Source organism: Bacillus sp. LQ16 (assembly GCF_057784645.1).
In genome coordinates, this window is the sequence record NZ_CM173491.1 from 2,252,400 (window position 1) to 2,273,605 (window position 21,206).

General features: G+C 33.0%; 27 protein-coding genes and 1 pseudogene. 23 read left to right on the forward strand and 5 right to left on the reverse strand.

Annotated features, from left to right (window positions below):
• The first annotated feature begins 2 nt into the window (after window positions 1-2).
• From AC3EMB_RS11330 to AC3EMB_RS11360, 7 genes are all read left to right on the forward strand, one after another.
• A complete protein-coding gene (locus AC3EMB_RS11330; RefSeq protein WP_000436691.1) occupies window positions 3-1,271 on the forward strand; it encodes a peptidase in 1,269 nt (422 codons plus the stop codon).
• On the forward strand, window positions 1,268-2,167 hold the full coding sequence (gene ablB / locus AC3EMB_RS11335; RefSeq protein WP_488517690.1) for a putative beta-lysine N-acetyltransferase: 900 nt from the start codon (window positions 1,268-1,270) through the stop codon (window positions 2,165-2,167). Before AC3EMB_RS11330 ends, ablB begins: the two co-directional genes overlap by 4 nt.
• Before the next feature lie 163 nt (window positions 2,168-2,330).
• On the forward strand, window positions 2,331-3,716 hold the full coding sequence (gene rocR, locus AC3EMB_RS11340; protein WP_488517691.1) for an arginine utilization transcriptional regulator RocR: 1,386 nt from the start codon (window positions 2,331-2,333) through the stop codon (window positions 3,714-3,716).
• Window positions 3,717-3,926: 210 nt separating this feature from the next.
• Window positions 3,927-5,348: a lysine 2,3-aminomutase gene (gene kamA, locus AC3EMB_RS11345; RefSeq protein ID WP_000902145.1), complete on the forward strand. Its 1,422-nt coding sequence runs from the start codon at window positions 3,927-3,929 to the stop codon at window positions 5,346-5,348.
• A complete protein-coding gene (locus tag AC3EMB_RS11350; protein ID WP_000995766.1) occupies window positions 5,345-5,617 on the forward strand; it encodes a YokU family protein in 273 nt (90 codons plus the stop codon). The genes kamA and AC3EMB_RS11350 overlap by 4 nt, the downstream gene beginning before the upstream one ends.
• Window positions 5,618-5,689: 72 nt before the next feature.
• Window positions 5,690-5,905, forward strand: coding sequence for a YozE family protein (locus tag AC3EMB_RS11355; protein WP_000750717.1), 216 nt, complete (start codon window positions 5,690-5,692; stop codon window positions 5,903-5,905).
• 249 nt (window positions 5,906-6,154) lie between these two features.
• Window positions 6,155-6,817, forward strand: a complete 663-nt coding sequence (locus AC3EMB_RS11360) for a hypothetical protein (protein ID WP_000101498.1) — start codon at window positions 6,155-6,157, stop codon at window positions 6,815-6,817.
• 4 nt (window positions 6,818-6,821) lie between these two features.
• Here AC3EMB_RS11360 and AC3EMB_RS11365 read toward each other — a convergent pair whose 3' ends face one another.
• On the reverse strand, window positions 6,822-6,977 hold the full coding sequence (locus AC3EMB_RS11365) for a DUF3930 family protein (RefSeq protein WP_000431486.1): 156 nt from the start codon (window positions 6,975-6,977) through the stop codon (window positions 6,822-6,824).
• Between the two features lie 149 nt (window positions 6,978-7,126).
• Between AC3EMB_RS11365 and AC3EMB_RS11370 the strand changes: the two genes are divergently transcribed.
• From AC3EMB_RS11370 to AC3EMB_RS11390, 5 genes are all read left to right on the forward strand, one after another.
• Window positions 7,127-7,306, forward strand: coding sequence for a YozD family protein (locus AC3EMB_RS11370; RefSeq protein ID WP_000658451.1), 180 nt, complete (start codon window positions 7,127-7,129; stop codon window positions 7,304-7,306).
• 110 nt (window positions 7,307-7,416) lie between these two features.
• Window positions 7,417-7,599, forward strand: coding sequence for a hypothetical protein (locus tag AC3EMB_RS11375; protein WP_000473371.1), 183 nt, complete (start codon window positions 7,417-7,419; stop codon window positions 7,597-7,599).
• Window positions 7,599-8,420, forward strand: coding sequence for a serine/threonine protein kinase (locus tag AC3EMB_RS11380; RefSeq protein WP_366986365.1), 822 nt, complete (start codon window positions 7,599-7,601; stop codon window positions 8,418-8,420). The genes AC3EMB_RS11375 and AC3EMB_RS11380 overlap by 1 nt, the downstream gene beginning before the upstream one ends.
• Window positions 8,402-9,157 carry a sporulation protein gene (locus tag AC3EMB_RS11385; protein WP_000486625.1) on the forward strand — a complete coding sequence of 252 codons (756 nt, stop codon included), beginning with the start codon at window positions 8,402-8,404 and terminating at the stop codon, window positions 9,155-9,157. Before AC3EMB_RS11380 ends, AC3EMB_RS11385 begins: the two co-directional genes overlap by 19 nt.
• A gap of 77 nt (window positions 9,158-9,234) precedes the next feature.
• Complete coding sequence (locus tag AC3EMB_RS11390; protein ID WP_488517692.1) at window positions 9,235-9,870, forward strand: phosphatase PAP2 family protein; 636 nt, start codon at window positions 9,235-9,237, stop codon at window positions 9,868-9,870.
• Here the strand turns inward: AC3EMB_RS11390 and AC3EMB_RS11395 are convergent.
• The 3 genes from AC3EMB_RS11395 to AC3EMB_RS11405 form a co-directional block, all read right to left on the reverse strand.
• Window positions 9,860-10,741 (reverse strand): cation diffusion facilitator family transporter, encoded by an 882-nt coding sequence (locus AC3EMB_RS11395; protein WP_000380385.1) that lies wholly within the window; start codon window positions 10,739-10,741, stop codon window positions 9,860-9,862. The two genes, AC3EMB_RS11390 and AC3EMB_RS11395, sit on opposite strands and share 11 nt — an antisense overlap.
• A gap of 352 nt (window positions 10,742-11,093) precedes the next feature.
• The gene (locus AC3EMB_RS11400; RefSeq protein ID WP_000658787.1) at window positions 11,094-11,408 is read right to left on the reverse strand and encodes a thioredoxin family protein; all 315 of its coding nucleotides are present in this window, start codon (window positions 11,406-11,408) and stop codon (window positions 11,094-11,096) included.
• A gap of 265 nt (window positions 11,409-11,673) precedes the next feature.
• The gene (locus tag AC3EMB_RS11405; RefSeq protein ID WP_000627261.1) at window positions 11,674-12,204 is read right to left on the reverse strand and encodes a GNAT family N-acetyltransferase; all 531 of its coding nucleotides are present in this window, start codon (window positions 12,202-12,204) and stop codon (window positions 11,674-11,676) included.
• A gap of 203 nt (window positions 12,205-12,407) precedes the next feature.
• Here AC3EMB_RS11405 and AC3EMB_RS11410 point away from each other — a divergent pair.
• The 5 genes and pseudogenes from AC3EMB_RS11410 to AC3EMB_RS11430 form a co-directional block, all read left to right on the forward strand.
• Window positions 12,408-12,518: pseudogene (locus tag AC3EMB_RS11410) on the forward strand (2TM domain-containing protein); the annotation flags it as partial.
• Between the two features lie 320 nt (window positions 12,519-12,838).
• Window positions 12,839-13,114 carry a hypothetical protein gene (locus tag AC3EMB_RS11415; RefSeq protein ID WP_000355695.1) on the forward strand — a complete coding sequence of 92 codons (276 nt, stop codon included), beginning with the start codon at window positions 12,839-12,841 and terminating at the stop codon, window positions 13,112-13,114.
• Window positions 13,115-13,258: 144 nt separating this feature from the next.
• Window positions 13,259-13,510, forward strand: a complete 252-nt coding sequence (locus tag AC3EMB_RS11420) for a DUF3947 family protein (protein WP_000500098.1) — start codon at window positions 13,259-13,261, stop codon at window positions 13,508-13,510.
• 137 nt (window positions 13,511-13,647) lie between these two features.
• Window positions 13,648-14,184 carry a C1q-like domain-containing protein gene (locus AC3EMB_RS11425; protein WP_488517693.1) on the forward strand — a complete coding sequence of 179 codons (537 nt, stop codon included), beginning with the start codon at window positions 13,648-13,650 and terminating at the stop codon, window positions 14,182-14,184.
• Window positions 14,185-14,337: 153 nt separating this feature from the next.
• Window positions 14,338-14,913 (forward strand): complement C1q domain-containing protein, encoded by a 576-nt coding sequence (locus tag AC3EMB_RS11430; protein WP_053564576.1) that lies wholly within the window; start codon window positions 14,338-14,340, stop codon window positions 14,911-14,913.
• A 693-nt stretch (window positions 14,914-15,606) separates the two neighbouring features.
• Here AC3EMB_RS11430 and AC3EMB_RS11435 read toward each other — a convergent pair.
• On the reverse strand, window positions 15,607-15,801 hold the full coding sequence (locus tag AC3EMB_RS11435; protein WP_089170935.1) for a hypothetical protein: 195 nt from the start codon (window positions 15,799-15,801) through the stop codon (window positions 15,607-15,609).
• Window positions 15,802-16,066: 265 nt separating this feature from the next.
• Here AC3EMB_RS11435 and AC3EMB_RS11440 point away from each other — a divergent pair, with 265 nt between their 5' ends.
• From AC3EMB_RS11440 to AC3EMB_RS11465, 6 genes are all read left to right on the forward strand, one after another.
• Window positions 16,067-16,657, forward strand: coding sequence for a hypothetical protein (locus tag AC3EMB_RS11440; protein ID WP_000392281.1), 591 nt, complete (start codon window positions 16,067-16,069; stop codon window positions 16,655-16,657).
• A 500-nt stretch (window positions 16,658-17,157) separates the two neighbouring features.
• Window positions 17,158-18,156 carry a glycoside hydrolase family 25 protein gene (locus AC3EMB_RS11445; protein WP_095690968.1) on the forward strand — a complete coding sequence of 333 codons (999 nt, stop codon included), beginning with the start codon at window positions 17,158-17,160 and terminating at the stop codon, window positions 18,154-18,156.
• A 202-nt stretch (window positions 18,157-18,358) separates the two neighbouring features.
• On the forward strand, window positions 18,359-19,210 hold the full coding sequence (locus AC3EMB_RS11450) for a peptidylprolyl isomerase PrsA (protein ID WP_000727352.1): 852 nt from the start codon (window positions 18,359-18,361) through the stop codon (window positions 19,208-19,210).
• A 417-nt stretch (window positions 19,211-19,627) separates the two neighbouring features.
• The gene (locus AC3EMB_RS11455) at window positions 19,628-19,846 is read left to right on the forward strand and encodes a hypothetical protein (protein WP_000864277.1); all 219 of its coding nucleotides are present in this window, start codon (window positions 19,628-19,630) and stop codon (window positions 19,844-19,846) included.
• Window positions 19,847-20,094: 248 nt separating this feature from the next.
• Complete coding sequence (locus AC3EMB_RS11460) at window positions 20,095-20,502, forward strand: hypothetical protein (RefSeq protein ID WP_069355546.1); 408 nt, start codon at window positions 20,095-20,097, stop codon at window positions 20,500-20,502.
• 321 nt (window positions 20,503-20,823) lie between these two features.
• A complete protein-coding gene (locus AC3EMB_RS11465; RefSeq protein ID WP_069355547.1) occupies window positions 20,824-21,159 on the forward strand; it encodes a YolD-like family protein in 336 nt (111 codons plus the stop codon).
• Window positions 21,160-21,206 lie beyond the last annotated feature (47 nt).

Consider the following 21,206-nt stretch of genomic DNA (forward strand, 5'->3'; position numbering starts at 1 on the left):
ATATGGAGCAATTAAAAAAGCAAGTTTGTGATTATATTGAGAGCCATGAAGAGGAAAGTGTGAAATTTTTAAAACGATTAATTCAAGAAAAGAGCGTATCTGGTGATGAAAGCGGTGCGCAGGCGATTGTGATTGAAAAATTACGTGAATTAGGTTTAGACCTCGATATATGGGAGCCTTCTTTTTCTAAAATGAAAGATCATCCTTATTTTGTATCACCCCGTACAAGTTTTTCAGATAGCCCAAATATTGTAGCAACTTTAAAAGGAAGTGGCGACGGGAAATCTATGATATTAAATGGGCATATTGATGTAGTTCCAGAAGGGGATGTGAATCAGTGGGAACATCATCCTTATAGCGGTGAGAAGATAGGAAATCGTATATATGGCCGTGGAACGACGGATATGAAAGGTGGAAATGTCGCACTCATGCTTGCGATGGAAGCGATTATTGAATCTAGCATTGAATTAAAAGGAGACATCTATTTTCAAAGTGTAATAGAAGAGGAAAGTGGCGGAGCAGGGACATTAGCAACTATATTACGAGGATATAAGGCAGATGGTGTCATTATTCCAGAGCCTACTAATATGAAGTTTTTCCCGAAACAACAAGGTTCCATGTGGTTTCGTTTACGTGTAAAAGGGAAAGCTGCACACGGTGGAACGCGTTATGAAGGGGTTAGTGCAATTGAAAAAAGTATGTTTGTTATAGAACATGTAAGAAAGCTAGAGGAGAAAAGAAATAGTCGAATTACAGATCCGTTATTTAAAGGGATTCCGATTCCAATTCCAATTAATATTGGGAAAATTGAAGGAGGGAGTTGGCCAAGTTCTGTTCCAGATGAATTAATTTTAGAAGGAAGATGCGGTGTTGCGCCGAATGAGACTATAGAGGCGGCAAAAGAAGAGTTTGAGAATTGGATTGTTGAATTAAATGATGTGGACAATTGGTTTGTTGAAAATCCAGTAGAAGTAGAGTGGTTTGGAGCGAGATGGGTTCCTGGTGAATTAGAAGAGAATCATGAACTCATTACAACACTTCATCACAACTTTGTTGAAATCGAAGGGAACGAACCAATTATTGAAGCATCTCCGTGGGGGACTGATGGAGGTTTATTTACACAAATTGCAAACGTACCAACAATAGTATTTGGTCCAGGAGAGACGAAAGTAGCACACTATCCAAACGAATATATAGAAGTTGATAAAATGATAGCTGCCGCAAAAATTATTGCATGTACATTACTAGATTGGTGTGAGGTGAAAAAATGAAATACTATGAATCTTTTAGAGAACAGACGAATTGTTATACAGTAGAAGGCGTTTTAGATTATTTTAATAAGCGTATTCGGGTAGATCACTATACAGGAAATGTTGAAAGTATTATACAGACAATTGACGAACTAGCAGAGGAACATTCTTTCACTAAATGTATTATTAAAGGAAAGGGAGAGCATGTTTCAACATGGCTCTCTTTCGGTTTTTTGTTGGAAGCAACGATACCTCATTATTTTCAAGGACACGATGCATACTTTTTTGTGAAATATAATAATGATGAAAGACGAAATAGTATGCATTGGACTGAGGAAGATACTATATTAAGCGGTGTAAAAGGAAAAGAAATAAAAGAAAAAGTAGTTCCAGAGAAATTTTTGCTGAGAAAAGCGACTGAAGAAGATGCAGAAGAATTAGCAACTGTATTCGGAAAAGTATTTGAAGTGTATCCGACACCTTTAAATGAAGCGAGTTATGTATTACAGACGATGAAAGAAGACGATACAATTTACTACGTATATGAATATGAGGGGAAAATTATTAGTACAGCATCTGCAGAAATGAATATAAAAGAAGGGAATGCAGAATTAACGAATTGTGCTACTTTACCTGAATATCGTAAACATGGATTTATGAAAAGTTTACTAATTAAATTAGAGGAAGAGCTTCGAGAAAGATCTATTTTCTGCTCCTATACAATTGCTCGATCGCTTTCTTTCGGAATGAATGCTGCCTTTCATCAATTAGGTTATACGTATACAGGAAGACTGGCGAATAATTGCTACATTTTCGAAAAGTTGGAAGATATGAATATATGGGTGAAAGATCTTTCTAGCTATTCGAAAGCAGTAAAACTTCCGCCTCAAAATTCGGCTGTAAAGCAAAACAGTTAGGTGGAGCTGGGTGTTCGAAAAGCTGTACTAATTAGAGTTTCGAGTTATCTAATGAAAATATAAAATTGGTCAAAATTATAGAACGGAATCGTCATGCTTACAATCGCACATAGGTGTGCCGAAAATTCGGCATGTAATTGCTGGATTTTCGGCAAGAGGGGGGATGACATTGCTAGCAGTTTCGACACAAGAAGTCATTGAAGCGATTTTGGGCAGTATTGATGAGGCTATACACGCTGTAGATGAGAATGGAATTACAATATTTTATAATTCTGTAGCTGCAAAACACGATGGATCGAAGATTGAAAAAGTGTTAGGGAAACATCTGTTAGAAGCGTTCCCGTCTTTATCAAGGGAAACGAGTACATTGATGAAAGTACTAGATACAAAAAAACCTATCGTACATCAAGCACAGCATTATCAAAATTTAAATGGTGAAGATGTTTGTACAGTAAATACGACGTTACCTATTTTTATAGATGGGAATATTGCTGGGGCTGTTGAAATTGCAAAGGATTACTCTACAATTCAAAAACTTACTGACACAATTGTTGACTTACAGTCGAAAATAAAGCGATCATCTAGAAAAAAAGTGATTAAAAAGCATGCTGCATTTGAGACGATAGTGACAAATGATACGCGGTTTAAACAGACGAAAGAGTTAGCACAAAAAGTAGCACCAACAGACGCAAATGTTTTAATATATGGTGAAACAGGAACAGGAAAAGAACTGTTCGTGCAAGCAATTCATGAAGCTTCTAAAAGAAAAAACAAGCCATTTATTGCACAAAACTGTGCAGCTTTACCAGAGTCGCTATTAGAAAGTTTATTGTTTGGAACGACAAAAGGAAGCTATACAGGAGCGATTGAAAGAGCTGGGCTATTTGAACTTGTTGATGGTGGTACATTATTTTTAGATGAACTGAATTCAATGCCTCTTGATTTGCAGGCAAAAATGTTACGAGTGTTAGAAGATGGAGTCATTAGAAGAATTGGTGATAATAAGACGAGAAAAGTAGATGTTCGTGTTATTACCGCAATGAACCAGCCTCCAGAAATATGTTTACGAGAGAATAAAATTCGCACTGATTTATATTATCGCTTAAACGTATTTTCATTATATATCCCACCGCTTCGTGAAAGAACTGAGGATGTACTATTATTAGCATCTTATTTTTTGAAAGAATATAATAAAAGTTATAAAAAAGGTGTACTTCAAATTGATGAGGAAGCGAAAGATAGACTGCAAGCTTATCAGTGGCCTGGAAATGTCCGAGAGTTAAAACATACGATTGAACATGCTGTTATTATTGCAGAAGGGAATACATTAACAGCCAATTGTTTACCACGTACATTTCGGAAAGAGAATTTTTCGAAGAAGAAGGGTATAATGCCACTTAGAGAAGCACTTTATCAAACAGAAAAAGAATTAATAGATCAAGCGTTGATTGAAACGGAAGGGAATATATTACAAGCCGCAAAAATGTTAGGTATCCCTCGTCAAACGCTTCAATATAAACTGAGCAAGTACGACAAAACCGCCGAATAATCGGCGGTTTTTGTGTGTTTGCACGAATAAAAGAGCGTTTACATATATAAAAAGTAATGAATATGATGTTAAGTATTGATTTCATACAACGCTTAAAAATATTTTTTCGCTTATGTAATAGGGTTCTCCGCACATTTACTTATCAACAATGTAAAGTTGGCATAACTATTGCTTATATAAAGGATGAGCGTATAAAAAGGGGGAATAGCAATGTTACATGATGTATACAAACCAAATCGTCACTGGAAGGATATCGAATTATGGAAAGATGTTACTGAAGAGCAATGGAATGATTGGGTTTGGCAATTAACGAATACGATCAAAACGTTAGATGACTTAAGAAAAGTAATTAACTTAACACCTGAAGAAGAAGAGGGCGTTAAAATTTCAACGAAAACGATCCCGTTAAACATTACACCGTACTATGCTTGGCTAATGAATCCTGATGATCCACGCTGTCCGATTCGGATGCAATCAGTACCGATTTCGGAAGAGTTATATAAAACAAAATATGATTTAGAAGATCCACTTCACGAAGATGAAGATTCACCAGTTCCAGGGCTAACACATCGTTATCCGGACCGTGTACTATTCTTAGTAACAAATCAATGTTCTATGTATTGTCGTTACTGTACACGCCGTCGTTTTAGTGGACAAATTGGAATGGGTGTACCGAAGAAACAATTAGATGATGCGATTGCTTATATTAGTGAAACACCACAAGTACGAGATGTATTAATCTCCGGTGGTGATGGACTTCTAATTAACGATAAAATTTTAGAATATGTATTAAAAAATTTACGAGAGATTCCGCATGTTGAGATTATTCGTATCGGAACGAGAGCACCAGTAGTATTCCCACAACGTATTACAGAAAATTTATGTAACATTATTAAAAAATACCATCCAGTATGGTTAAATACACATTTCAATACATCTATTGAAATTACTGAAGAATCGAAAAAGGCATGTGAAATGTTAGCGAATGCTGGTGTTCCAGTCGGAAACCAAGCAGTAATTTTAGCTGGTATTAACGACAGCGTCCCAATTATGAAAAAACTTATGCATGACTTAGTAAAAATCCGTGTACGTCCATATTACATTTATCAATGTGATTTATCTGAAGGTATCGGTCACTTCCGTGCACCAGTATCTAAAGGTCTTGAAATTATTGAAGGTTTACGTGGACACACATCTGGTTATGCTGTTCCGACATTCGTTGTTGATGCGCCAGGTGGAGGCGGTAAAATTGCACTTCAACCAAACTATTTAATCTCACAAAGTGCAGATAAAGTTGTACTTCGTAACTTTGAAGGTGTTATTACGACGTATCCAGAGCCAGAGAGCTATATTCCAGGAAGAGCGGAAGGATACTTTAAAGAGATTTATCCGAACTACGAAGAAAAACGTTCAGATGTTGGTATCGCAGGTCTTATGAGCGATAAGAAATTTAACCTCGTTCCAGACGACTTACAGCGTATGAACCGTCGTAAAGACTATGAAGATAATGATACGCATGCATCTTTAAAAGATAAACGTGATAAGCGTGATCAATTAAAAGATAAAAAATATCAAGCACAAATGGCTAAATTAGAAGAAAACGACAAAAAAACTGAGGGTGATGCAGTATGAATTGTATGTGGTGTGACAGTACAGAAGCGAAAGAAAGCTTGAATACTGTATATTGGGAATTACCAGATGGTACGAAAGCCATTGAAATCCAAAAGACACCATGTATTTCTTGTTCCTCGTGCGGGATGGACTATCAATCAGACCATACAGTAAAAGAAATTGAAGATCAATTATTTTTAATTTACACGAAAGATTTACCAAAACAACTAACGTATGAAGAATTAATGGGAAGACCGCGTCTATTAAAAAGAAATTATTTCGACTTTTAACCAGCTTTTATGCTGGTTTTTTTCTTTTTTGCCTTGTATAATGTACCCAAGTTAGAAAGGTAGGGAATATTTTTGAAAAAAACATTTTACCATTATATGATGAAGCATCGTGCAGCTTTATTTAGAAATGAAATTTCAGATTTAGCAGAGGCGATGTATGATGATTTAAGTTTTCCGAAGCAATCTGAAGACTATGATGAAATTAGTTCATACTTAGAGTTGAGCGGAATGCTAGAAAGTATGTCTATATTTGATGAAGCCTGGGATTTATACATACAAGATAGATAAAAACTATTTGAAAACATACAGAATACATTACTTTGTGTAAAGTGAAGTATTCTGTATGTTTTTTTATACGAAATTTGTTGATTTAAAGCTAGTCTAGTTACTAGCTTTTTTTTGAGTGTAACGTAAATTTTATAAGGTTATAATTTTTATTGAAAAAATTTATGAATATAAGCTTCTGTGATAAGCGTTTTTATGTAGGTTGCATATACTGATATCAAAATCACGACGTCAAAAAAAGGAGAGATAGAGATGGCAAGAAAAAAACAACCTAAATACAACGTAGGGGACATAGTCGTGATTACGCTATATGGAACCGTTGGGAAAATCACAAATATGAAGGTTTTAGATGGAGTTTATGTATACGAAGTCAATAATCACGATGGATTTTATGTAGAGCAAACGCTGCAGCACGTTACAGAGCAAGATATGAAAAAGGGCGATACGGAGTGGATTGAATTAAATTATAATTTCACGTTTGGTGATCTTGTGCAAGTAACTGGATATGATAAAGATGTTTTCCGTATTGTTGGTTTTCGTACAGAAGTATGGAGATATAAGAATGACGCATGGGAAGATACAATTTATGAATTGTCACGGATTACGGATGGTGAATGGTTAGAAGCGGATGAGTCAGATTTAACGTTACTTGCGAATGCTCAAACGGCAAATGCAATTTTGAAGAAACTGAAACAAGATAAAGCAGGTATGAATAAATTAGATTTAGGTAAGTTAAAGTCAATTAACAACTCGAAAAAAGTGAGTGTTAAGACGAATCGTCAAGAAATCATTGATGGGTTACTTGATATTTATAACGATTATCAATTATTGTTCGATACATTTAAAGATGAAGAATATAAAATTGTAATGGATGTTGTTCATAATTATTTAGTTAAATTGACAGAGAAAAAATAGTTAACTAGAAAGAGAGAATAAATTGAACAACAACATATGCAGTATAAGGTATGCCTACAACTATTAAAAAAATAAAAAGCCACTTTATAAGAGAGTCTGCCCATTGATCTTCATGCATGAACTCTTCTTTTGTTTGTCCTACTTCATATTGATTTTCCATTATTATTTCCCCCTTTGAATAGCTTGTACTACAATCGTATGCATCTCGTCCAAAGCTTATGACCTATAAAAAAATAAAATCTATTTTTCTAATCTCATATACATAATTTTGAGATTTTTTCATAAAACAGAAATAAAGGAGTGATGCTCATGAAGGAAATTGAAGTCGTGATTGATACGGAAGAGATTGCGGAGTTTTTTTATGAGCAACTAATTGAAAGAGGGTACGTCCCAAAACGAGAAGAAATTGAAGATCTCGCAGATATTACATTTGAGTATTTATTAGAGAAATGTATGATTGATGAAGTTTTTGATGAAGAGGATGAATGAAAGTAACGACGGGCATAACTCGTCGTTTTTTACTCTTTACAAACCTGTCACAAATATAGTCAATAATTATTGGTATAATGAAAAGGAAATTTTACTCAAGAGGTGAAGGAATGTTCAAAAAAATTATTGATTCTTTATTAGGAAAGAAAAAATATCGTTCGTATTCAAGTAGTGATTATCGTCGTAGAGGGCGCTCTTATTCAAGTAGCGATTATAAACGACGTTCATCTGGTTATGGACATCAACATTATAAAAGAAAACGTAAAAGCCGTAGCTTCTTTTCAAGTAGCTGATGAAATGGCGTCGTGTACTAGCTTTATTTGATAGACCACTGCGAAAAAATACAATTGTTGCAGAACGTTATAAAATTGAATCAGTAATTGGAATGGGCAGTTATGGGGTTACATATGTCGTTAATGATTTACAAATAAATAGATATAAAGTCTTAAAACAATTAAGACAAAGTAAACAAAGATATGAGTCTGGTAGAAAATCATTTGAACAAGAGAAAATGATTTTACAAACATTAAATCATCATGCAATTCCTAGTCTATATGATCATTTCATATGGGAGAAAAAGAGCTTCTTTGTGATGGAGTACATGCCTGGTGAAAATTTTGAAGATTATATTTTCATAGATGGGTATGTATATACAGAACGTGAAGTTTTTGAGATTTTATATGAAATATTAGAAATTGTATCGGTGTTTCATAGTGAAGGCATTATTCATCGAGATTTACGCATTCCAAACATACTAATGAAAGAAAATCAAATTAGTATTATTGATTTTGGATTGGCTAAATGGAAAGGTGAGGATGATGAGCGAGCTACAACTTACGAAGGTGAACAAGCTTTGATGCGAGAAGTTCACTTTCGTAGCGACTTTTATGCGCTCGGTCATTTCTCATTATTTTTATTATATGCAGGATATGAATCTAATGAAAAACAGGAAAAACCATGGTACGAAGAATTAACTTTGGAAAATTATAATCGCGAAATTCTTATGAGAATGTTACAAATAAAAACGCCGTACTATGAGAATGTACAAGATTTAAAACAAGATGTAGCTTCTGCTTTAGAGAGGATGGAGACTCCATGTTTCAAAAGTTTTTAGCAAGCGTTGGTATTGGAAGTGCAAAGGTAGATACTGTTCTTGAAAAAGATGAGTATATTGTTGGGGAAGAAATAGTTGGAAAGGTTCATATAACTGGAGGTTCAGTTAGCCAACAAATTGAAAGCATTTACTTAACATTATCGACGTCGTATGTACGAGAAGTGGATGATAAAAAAGTAACAGCAACATATGATTTAGAGCGAGTACGCTTAACAGAACCTTTTTCTGTAGAACCGAATGAAAAAGTTGAAATTCCATTTTCTTTTCCAATGCCAATTGAAGCACCACTTACACTTGGTATGAAAACGGTTTGGATTCATACAGGTCTTGATATTAAACGTAGTATAGACCCAAGTGACCGCGACTACGTTCAAGTGTTACCCAATGCATTATTAAGTAGTGTTTTAGATAGTGTAAATGAATTAGGGTTTAAAGCACGTCATATAGAATGTGAAGAATTACCGCATCGATTACGTAAGCAAGTTCCATTCGCACAAGAATTTGAGTTTATTCCGGTTTCTGGAGAGCATTATGGGAAATTAGATGAATTAGAATTATTAATCTTGCCACGTGCATACGACCGACTAGAAATTATTATGGAAGTAGATAGAAAATCCCGTGGTTTAGCTGGATTATTCGCTGAGGCGCTTGATCTTGATGAGAAGGTGATTCGTTTTACCGTAACAAGAGAAGATATCCCTGAGATGAAGCAAAAAATTAATAATTATATTTTTTAATAAACTATGCATAAAAAAGAAATGGAGAGGAAAACTAAAACAACCGCTCCATTTTTTTGCATAGTGAGGTTATGTATGTGAAACGATATCGACATTTATACTTGCTAAGTTTTACGTTACTCATTTGTTTTGTCGTATTATCACTTTCGTATCATACCGCTTGTATTGAGAAGTTTGACAATATAGTCGCACATTTTATTCAAAGCTTTCGAAACGATTATTTGACGACCTATTTTACTTGGGTGTCTTTTATCGGTTCAAAAAGAATATATTTTCCATTACTCATTATTCTTGTAATGTATTTTCTCGTTAGAAAAAAGTTGCTTAGTGCGTTACTTCTAACAATTAATTACTACGGATCTCGTTATTTAAACAGTATGCTTAAACTATGGTACGAACGAGCAAGACCTGATGTCACCCAGCTTGTTACTGCAACTGGATATAGTTTTCCGAGCGGTCATACGATGAATGCTACTGCTTTTTTAGGATTTATTGCATACGTCACAATTACTGAAGATCGTATTTCATTGCATAAAAAATTATTAATTATTCTTATAGCAAGCTTTGTTGTATTATCTATTTCAGTTAGCCGAATATATCTTGGCGTGCACTATCCATCTGACGTATTAGCAGGATGGGCAGCTGGCGGTAGCTGGCTCGTTTTATGTGTTATATTTCATAAAACGTTCATAAAAAAAGAACCTATGTCATAATAGGTTCTTTTTTCATTGGCTCAACATGAATGTGTGCATGGTAAATTCCGAACTTTTTGCGAAGCATAGCCTCGATATTGTCAGTAATACAGTGACTTTCTCCAACATCCATACGAGCATCTACTTCAATTGTAATATCAACATACGTTTGATTCCCGTACATACGTGCTCGAATATCTACAATGTTTTCCACACCGCCAATATGCTCAATAGCATCAGCGTATTCCTCCATTTTATCAGGATCAATTCCATCTGTTAGCATATGAGAAGATTCTACGAAAATCTCCCATGCAGTTTTACAAATAATAAGACCAACAATTAAAGCGGCAATAGGGTCTAAAATAGGCATTTGGAACTGAGAACCGACAATACCTACTACAGTACCAATACTTACGAGTGCATCTGATAAATTATCCTTTGCAGCGGCTTCTAATGATTTACTTTTTGTTCGTGCTGCAATTTTTTTCGTATACAAATACACGCAGTACATAACGACAGCAGAAAATAAAGCAACCCATGCAGCGAGTACATTAGGTGCTGCTTGTTTCGGATTTAAGAAAGATTGAATGGCACTAATAACAACTTCTAATCCGACTGTTGCCATAATGAAGGACGCAACAAGTGATGCGATTTGTTCGGCCCGCGAATGCCCATACGGATGATCTGGGTCACGAGGTTTACGAGATATTTTTAGACCAATTAATATCGCTAAAGAAGCACCGATATCCGTTAAGTTATTTAAACCGTCAGCACGTAATGCACTAGAGAGGGTAATATAACTGATGATGATTTTCATAGAGGATAAAAATATGTAGGCCATAATGCTGACAATAGCACCTTTATCAGCTTCTTTATGAGAAAGAGTATCCATTTTAATCACTCACCTTTCTTTAAAGGAATTCTTTCTATAAATAGAGTATCAAACGAAAGTCGTGTGGGTCTATACAAACATTGTTGACGTTTTATAGCTTTTTAAGAAGGGGATAACAAAGTTTCGTGAAGGAAAAATATGTTGAAAAGTACAAAGTCAGGGTGTAAACCGAATTGGAGTTTATTTACTAAAGAGATAGGAGGGTAGATGGATGAAGAAACGAATACTTTTCTTACTATGTATTATTCTTATAATGACAAGGTGTAATTCATTAAACGATGAAAAACGTCAAAAGATAAGTGTGAAAATAGATGAAAGCCCTCTGAAAAATATTTTCCAGAGGGCTTTTATTTTAGTATGCTTCTAAAAACTCAGTAACTTGCTCTTCAGTTTTTGCGTTAGCACTATGTAAGTGGCCTAACTTCTCACCATTTTGGTATACAAGTAAACTTGGAATACCCATTACTTGATACTCTTCAGCGATACTTGGAAACTCATCTTTATTAATAGAATACCATTCAAATTTATTGAACTCTTCCATTACATCTCCGATAAAGTTGTCCATACGTACGCAATCTGGGCACCATGTAGTAAAGAACTTAACAACTACAGGCTCCTCGCTTGCGATGATGTCTTTGAATTCTTGTTCTGTTTTAATTTCTTTCATAAGTAAAACTCCTTTCAATATCACACGAATTTATATGCAAAATTCGTATTTGCAAACATGTTGCAAACTTATTATTTGTTTTTTAGTTTTGTAGTTCGTTCACACTTATAAAATTGTATGTAACATGACTGCGCTACTAAGTGTGAAAATAACGAAACCTCACTTTTCTTTATAAGCTTTTTCCAGGATTGTGTCAAACTTTTGAATTTTATACAGAAATTAAAGAAGCCCGCACTTTGATTGAGTATGGGCAGAGGGACTAAAATTAATCGCTTATTAATTTCGAATAGATATTTAAATCGATAAGCTTTCCAGCTGATTTTTCGCTCTTTCTCAGAGTACCTTCAAAAGTAAAGTTTAATTTTTCTAATACTTTTATGGAATTTACATTTGCAGGTTCAACTTTTGCTTCAACACGATTTAGTTTTAGATGTGTAAAAGCATAATCTAATAAAGAGGATATTGCTTCAGGTGCATATCCTTTACCCCAAAATGTTTTTGAAATATCATAGCCAATCTCAGTCTTTGAGTTTTCAAAATCTAAGGAATTATAGCCACATGAACCGATAATGTGATTAGATTCTTTTTCAATAATAGTAAAACGTATAGCTTTATTATTTTGAGCGAGTTCGTTAAGGAATTGAATCATATCTTTTGCCTGGTTCTCATCAGTGAAATTACTTATATTCATGAATTTAGTGACATCAGGATCAGACCATATTTTAAACATACTTAGTGAATCAGATGCTTTCATTTTCCTTAAATATAATCTCTGTGAGTGTAGTTCTGTAATCAATACTTTTACCTCCGTTATGTTGTAATGATAGGTAGATTAAAAATATTGATATCTGCGCATAATTCAGTCCCTTCTAGATTAATTAACTTTTATTATACAAGAAAATTACTACATTGAACAAAGGCGTTAATTGGAGGTAACGAAATGACAAACTCATCAATTGAATATTGCGTTCAGTGTGATTAAGAAAGTGGTGTATAAAGATGGGACGAGATGAGAGTTACTTCCAAACTAAAAAAAGAGTAGATAATTTAAAAACATTTTACATTCATTTAACCATCTACATACTAGTCAATCTGATGCTTTTTTTACTTTTTAAGTAGTGAATTAGCTATTTTTTATTTTAATTACAAAAATTGAATAAGGTTAGAAATTATATGGTTGTAATGGGAATTAAGGGATATGAATAAAAAAATTTATCCCGCATTAACGAGCAGTAAGATCCTCACCTCAAAATTCAGCGGAAGCAAAGAAGTTAGGTGGAGTCGGGCTGCCCGTAAAAGTCCGATTGGTGAGGGCTGATTAAAGTTTCACTTTATTAGGGATTTGCCTTAAACATTTATTACAGTCAAGAATATTTATAATAATATGAACTAAAAAAGGTCCAATTTTTGTAATGTTGGAGGGGATTATTGTGGACATAACTCAAAGCGTATCAAGAATAGTGGTTAATGGGAAAGACCTTTCTTTCACTTCAGTTCAAACCTCTGCATGGAATCATGGACCTGTAAATGATTTAATCGTTACGACGAATCAGAGAGTGAATGAGCTTTATCAATTCATGTGGTCACAAGTACCGGTTACGATTTCGGTATATTTCCTTCAAGGAGCGGATTTACTTAGGTTCGTTAGGGTTGCGGGAATTAATGAGCGTGTAACAGGAGAATATGTATATCATTTCATTTGGTAATAAGAAGGAGTCAAAGTAGTCTAGCAGCTACTTTTTTATTTTGTCATTTGAATATAAGCGAGCGGACTAGCTTTATAGTACCCACTGAAATAAAGAATCATAATATAATTTGTAATAACTTATACGGGAAGGGAGCTGAAAATCATGTTTTATTCATATTTTAATTCTGAAACTGGTATGCGACCAGCGTATGGTACATCTATAACGTATAGTGGAGCACAAAGTACAGTCCAAGCTATTCAACAAGCATTGCAAATGCAACAACAATTGCAAATGCAGCAGCAAGGTGTACAACCGTATTATTCATCCGTAGAGTATTTTTACCCAGTACATCAAGTTACACCGTACGGAAGTTCTTTTCTGACTATTCCATATGGGACTGTATACAACTTATAACTAGTAAGGAATGAAGTGGTGTATATAAATAAGGGTGCAGGTTAATAGCGCCCTTATGAATAATAAAAATAGCTAGTCCAAACCTTATAAATCAATCTTACATAATATGTAGTAATAAGTTTGAAAGGGGAATTAGTATGTCTTGTTATTACTACTGTAAGTATTGTAAGGAGTATAAAAAGAAGTATCATGATTGTTGTAAGAACACTTGTAAGTGCCATGATAACAAGGACAATCTTGTTAGAGCATCCGCATTTAGAGCTAGAAATACAGTAAATCAAAATGTTCCTGCTAATACTTTTGTGAAAGTGTTATTTCAAAATGAACAATTTGATTTAGCGAATGAGTATAATCCAGCAACATCTATTTTTATGCCGAAGACTAAAGGAGTATATTCTATTATTGGAACGATTGGTTTCTTTCCAAACGATCCAACTTTAAATTATAGAGCGCGTGTAGAAATTCGTGTGAATGGAAACGCAGCGATAGCTATAGATAATGACTTTTTTGGTCCAATAAGTTTTGGAAATGTAGTAAGTGTTTCGACGATTGTTCAATTGAATGCAGGGGATGAAGTTGAGATTTATGCACAAAGTAGTATAGATGGAGTTTTAAGTCCTTTAGAAGATGGTGCACATTTTGAAGCAGCAAGATTTCCTTCTCCAGTTAAATAAAGTCATGAAACAATGAGTTTACAGAAGCTTAAAGGTAAACCCTCACCGAAATGGTGAGGGTTTTTTACTCTATTAAAAATAGTAACAGGTCGTCCAAGCTATTCTAATCTATATAGCATACTATGTAAAAATAAGTGTAAAGGGGGACTAACTATGTCTTATTATTACTGTAAGTATTGTAAAGATTACAAAAAGGAAAGTCATGATTGTTATAGGAAAAGTAGTAAATGTGATAGGAAGTATGTAAAGGTGAAGTGTTGTGATGATAAGAAAGAGGAGCTTGTAAGGGCATCAGCATTTAGAGCTGTGAATACAGTTAATCAACCTGTTCTAGCAAATACCCCTGTTAAAGTATTATTTCAAAATGAACAATTCGATCTAGCGAATGAATATAATCCAGTAACATCCATTTTCACTCCGAAAACTAGAGGGGTATATAATGTATTAGGAAATATAACATTTTCTCCAAATGATTTTAATGTGAATTACAGAGCTAGAGTAGAAATTCGTGTAAATGGAAATCCAGCAATAGCGATAGATAATGATTTCTTTGGAACAGGAGTATTTTTTAATAATGATGTTTCCGTAACTACTATTCTTCAATTAGAAGCAGGAGATTTAGTTGAAGTTTTTGCAGAAAGTAGTATTGCGGGCGTAATTATACAAAATGTTAATGGTTTAAATACGGTTCACTTTGAAGCAGCAAGATTTCCTTCTCCAATTAAATAAAACAGATCATTAAATATTTTTTAGTAGGTTTAGTTAATCCCCTTACCAAATGGTGGGGGATTATTATTGTTTTTCTAAAATATATAAGTAAATAGGTAAAGTATAGTTTAATTTTTAGAGGCTTCACCCTTCTTCAGGTAATGAACAAAATAATATGTAAATAAGTAACATGCTTCTGAAAACTCATTGTTAGTAAGTTTACTAGTTTTCTTATAGAACAAGAAAGACGGAATACATAAAAAATCGTATCATTACGTTTTTTTTACTATATAGAAATTACATATTGAACATAGATTTGTGTAGGCAATGCTAATACACTGAAAAGAATAACATAAAGGCGAGTACACTATATAAAAACAAAATCAATCCTAAGATGAGTAGTATTGGATGCAGCTTGAACATATTTGACCTCCTTGTGTATATAAAGAATTTTAATATATTGTTGGTCAATTTAGAAGGGGGACGGTTACATAAAAAAAGAGCATACATAAAAAGTACGCTCTAAAGAAAGATAGGTTTTATGAGTGGATAATCTCCATACGATAATATATGTTCTTTTAATAAAAACGTGTAAAAAATCAATGAATTATCAATGGAATATCATAAAATGAGTAATTTTAGTTTAGGAATGCAGTTATTTTCTTTCTCAGTTATTTTAGGTAACAAAGTTGTGAAAATCGTACATTATGCGGACTAACAACGGGATAGCGATCGTACTTCAGTTACATATTTCTTAAAGTCTGGATATTGCGTGATAGTTTGACATCTAGGGGTGCATAGTTGATTAATTATAGACACATTTGTAATTACTTCGTTACAAGGACCGAAAAATGTAACTTTTAGCTTTGAATTTGGTGGGATTTTGAACAAGATAGGTTTTTTTTCCATGAAATCAGCTCCTAATATTGAGTATTATAAGTTAAAGGATATAGAGTCGTATTAGTATAATATGAAATTTCAGTGGATTTGCTTATAATAAAGAATTTCATAGTAGTAAAAGTGCTTAAAGATGTAAAGGGGAAATTGAAAATACGAAATAAAATGTTTAATTAATATAATCAATAAATACGCAAATGGTTAATATAACTAATGCATTTTTTAATTTGCTACATATTATGTTAGTAAGAATTGTATAAGGAGGTAGTATAAAATAGTGGAAGAAAATGTACAAGCTCAGCTTTCGCCACCATGGATCACATATTTTAATGAATTAAAAAATTCAATAGGTGCTGATCCAACTGTTACAGTTGGGCCGCTTATTCCTGTTGGTGGTAATTATATTATTTTAGTGCATGCGTTAAGTAATGAAAAAGCGAGAGCATTAGCAACGCTTTTAAAATCTTTTGTACAATTTGGGAATGTAAGTGTGACAGTTATTGTAACGAATAATGAGAATGAAATTGTAAATCCATTTCCTTGTCCACTAGATGCATTTGAAATAGCTCATTTATTTCAAGTAGCACTAGAAAATAATCCTTATTTTGAACAAGTTGTGGTACAGCCTCAGTTCCCTGGCGGACCGAATGTTGTCTTTCCGGTTTTCGCTGCGGAAGTCATTCAGTTTTTCAATGACGATATTTCTAACTTATGTCAAACGTTTACAGGTGTTGCTGCCAATGTATTTCGTGATGTAATGAATGATGAGGTTTGTGGTATCCCAATTCTATTTTCCACAAGTTGTGTTATGAGCAGTGAAAACTCACAATTACAAAATACAGATTTAGCACCAAAGTTGTTTTATTAAACTGTAAAAAGACATTTTCATGAATAGAAAATGTCTTTTTTATGCACCAATAGTGTGCAGATTGGACAATTGTAGGTTAGTAGGAATAATCTTCAATAAATTAAAAAAATTTCTGAATCTCAAATTTCATGGAAAGATAGTAATTTTGACTTAAGAATATATAGAAAATGAGGAATGATTTATATTAGCTGAAAGGGAATTGATATTGGAAGTTTTAATTTAATAATGTAGGGGGATGTTTTCTAATATCCGTAAAAATAATTGATACCTGGATTGATAGGACGAGATTACATAACAAATGAATAGTAGGGTATATTTCAAATATGAGAATGTTTTATATGGTATATATGTTAAAGTTAATAGAAATATTTCTGAAAGAGAATATATTTTTTAAAACAGTAACGATTCTTTTTATTTATATTATAGATAGCTAGTTTTAGAGAGATAAGGCTTACAATAAAACAAGCTATGAATAAGACATTAAAAAGGAGCTGGAATGTATGGGTTATATTGTAGATATTTCAAAATGGAATGGAACTATCAATTGGGATATTGCAGCATCTCAGCTAGATTTAGTGATTGCTAGAGTTCAAGATGGCTCTAATACGGTGGATTTTATGTATCAAAATTATGTTAGTGAAATGAAAAAGTATAGTATCCCATTCGGTAATTATGCTTTTTGCCGTTTTATATCTATTGCTGATGCAAAGAAAGAGGCACAAGATTTTTGGAATCGTGGTGATAAATCAGCTAAGTTTTGGGTGGCGGACGTAGAAGTTCAAACGATGGCAGATATGCAAGGCGGGACACAGGCATTTATTGATGAATTACGCCGTTTAGGTGCGGAAAAAGTAGGATTATATGTAGGGCATCACATGTATTTATCATTTGGAGCACGTAATATTGAAGCTGATTTCGTATGGATCCCTCGTTATGGAGGGAATAAGCCAGCATATCCATGTGATATTTGGCAATATACGGATTCAGGGAATGTTCCTGGGATTGGGAAATGTGATCTGAATCGATTAGTAGGAAATAAGTCACTTTCTTGGTTTATAGATTCGAACAAAGCAAATCAATCTAACATAGTGTATAAACAGCAACCGAATGGCATTGGTATTGCAGTTTCGAAATATCCTGATGGATACGGAATAAATTTATATGAGAACCCCATGAATCCTCAATTTACAGGTGCACTCACTCAGAAAATTCCATATTTAATCTTAACAGGCTATTGGGGAGGCGGTGAGCAAGATATGATTTGTTTAGGGAACGATAAGCAGTGGGCATATTTAAAACATTTTAAGGTGAAATGGTTTTATGCAACTTCGAAATATCCTGTCGGCTACAGAGTAAATTATTATGAAGAGCCTGAATGTATGAATTATAAAGGAAATATAGATGGATCGACATCTTTTCGAGTGTGGGGTAGAGTGGGAAATGCGGTAGATATCGGGCAGAATAGTTGGATACCTGAAGAACATGTAGGTATTAAGTAACTATAGCAGCCGTATTGTTTTTGAGGTGTATGTAAAGAGTCTTCTTACTATACATAATAGTAAGAAGACTCTTTATGTTTAAAAATGGAAATGCATGATACATAGTCAACTCATATGAAATGAATTACATGCAGAAAACACACTGTTTTCACAATGCCTGTGTATAGTTAATTTGCATAATGATAAAAGTGAGGTATTTGAATTGAAAAAGAAAAAAATATTTATTGGAACAATTATTTCATGCGTGATGCTAGCATTATCTGCATGTGGTTCTTCAGACAACGTAGTAACATCAAAAGTAGGAAATGTTACAGAGAAAGAATTAAGTAAAGAATTAAGACAACAATATGGAGAAAGTACTTTATATCAAATGATGTTAAGTAAGGCATTGTTAGATAAATATAAAGTTTCGGATGAGGAAGCAAAAAAGAAAGTAGAAGAAGCAAAAGATAAAATGGGTGAGAACTTTAAATCAACTTTAGAACAACTTGGATTGAAAAATGAAGATGAATTAAAAGAAAAAATGAAGCCAGAAATTGCATTTGAGAAAGCGATTAAAGCAACAGTCACAGAAAAAGATGTGAAAGATAACTATAAACCAGAAATGAAAGTAAGTCACATTTTAGTGAAAGATGAAAAGACAGCTAAAGAAGTAAAGGAGAAAGTAAATAATGGTGAAGATTTTGCTGCCTTAGCAAAACAGTATTCAGAAGATACTGGTTCAAAGGAACAGGGCGGGGAAATATCTGGTTTTGCTCCTGGACAAACAGTGAAAGAATTTGAGGAAGCTGCGTATAAATTAGATGCAGGCCAAGTAAGTGATCCAGTTAAAACAACTTACGGTTACCATATTATTAAAGTGACGGATAAAAAAGAATTGAAGCCATTTGATGAAGTAAAGGAAAAAATTCGTAAAGATTTAGAACAACAAAGACTACAAGATACGACAGGTAAATGGAAACAACAAGTAGTCAATGATTTATTGAAAGATGCTGATATTAAAGTGAATAATAAAGAATTTAAAGATACATTTAAATTTCTAGAAAAGAAATAATGATTGTAATCATAATTAGAAAAGGGAACTCATATAGAGTTCCCTTTTCTAATTAGTGTGTGAGTTATAAATAGATAGTAAGACAATACAATATTACATTTAAATATTAAGAATTACAATGGAAAATAATGGAATATAATTAAAGGTGCTATAACTATTTCAACGAAAGTGGATATTATACGGTTTTCATTATGCAAGTTTGTTACATATATTTATTCTTTAATAATGGATATCGAACATAATTTAAAAAATAATACATATAATGTTTTTGAATAAATATTTAATATGGATAATTAGTAAAAAGCTGAGCATTCGAATGGAAAGGATGTTCTTTTTGGTGTGAAAATTTTAGGATAAATAATGAATCGTATTAAACGCGTCATTTACCACATCAATAAATTAAGGTGGGGAGAATATATGAAAGTAATCTTTCAAGGAGAGGGCGGCGCGAAAATTTTTGAGTCATATGATGAAAATGTAAGTGATTTATTAGCTATATTAAAAGAAACGAAAGGGATTAAAATCGGAATTGTTGAGTATAAAGTGTTAAAGTACGAACTTAATTATTTTCGTCATCCGAAAAAAGCGGATACAGAGAGAGAGTTACATATAATAGTACAACCTAAGTATATGTAATGAAATATAATAATAAAAATCACTGATTCAGTTTTGTAAAGTTTCATAGAGTATGTAAGAAAAGAGAGTGTTGTAAATGCTCTCTTTTCTTATGCTTTGTGAGTTCGTTCATCATAGTATATGTGTTCAGTTATAGATGGTTAATAAACGAAAAAATTTAAAACTTTTTTGTTTAGGCAGGGATTTTATATTTGAGTAAATAAATATACTATGAAGTATTTTTTATACGAATATTGGAGGAGTATAAAATGAGTTTAGCAAGTTACATAGGCTGTAATGTAGAAATTCCGTTAACGGAGCCCGATTCTAATGATATAATTGTTTTTGGATCATGTTTTGCAGATGAAAGTATGCTTGAAATGGTACAAGAGTATCAATTCCAAACAAATTACATATATGAGGTTTCAACTAGTTGGGGAATTGAACTTGTCGAGTGGCAAAACGTAAAGGAAAAAAAAGAAGCGAAAGAAAAACTTTTAACTTTATGCAAGATTATGGAAGGTTATTTGGAAGATGGAGACTATATCGAATTATTCAGTTGTTGGGTTGGTGATGAAGATAAGGAACGAGTAGGGGAATTGAAATTAAAAATAAATCATTTTAATATAGATGAATTATGTATTCCAGAAAGAACATTAGTTAGGATAGAAAAATAAACATTGAAATATTTTTTAAGAAAAGGCGATTTCACTTTGTGTGAAGTCGCCTTTTAGTTGTTATATGCATTTTACATAAGAAATGAGAAGCTTATTTGATAAAGGAAAAAGTATGGAGATAAATAAAATTATGTTTTTTGTTAAAAAATAATAAGTATGGCTCTTCTCAAAAGAACGTAAGTTCGTGTATAATAAGAACGAATGTTCTTTTGAGAGGTAACCTAATTATAGTTTAGAAGTAAATCCGAGTTTAGTGCGTATTAAAAATAACTAAGGGATAGTATGGCTAAATAAATGTATAAATGATCAAGGAGATAAAAAATGAACGATGTAAAGATACAAAAAGAAGAAAGAGAGTGGGTTCCGTTTACAGTAATATCCGAACAACTTTTAAATATGAGAAAGATTATTGGAGAGAAATTAAAAGTACAAAAACCGCTTTTAACAAACGAAGCAAAAGAGAGAATTTCTGATAAATTATTAACGTCATTACTGTCTGAGAAAGAAATATTGGTAACATATTTTGAAGATGGTTACATACTAACAAGCTACATGACTGTTGTACATATCAATCCGGTAAAACAAATTGTAATTTGTACAGACGCCTTTTATAAAACTTACGTATTTAACGCTATGGATATTATTGAAATAACGTAAAAGAAGCTGAATATTAAATGGCAGCTTCTTTTATTTCTGATTTATGA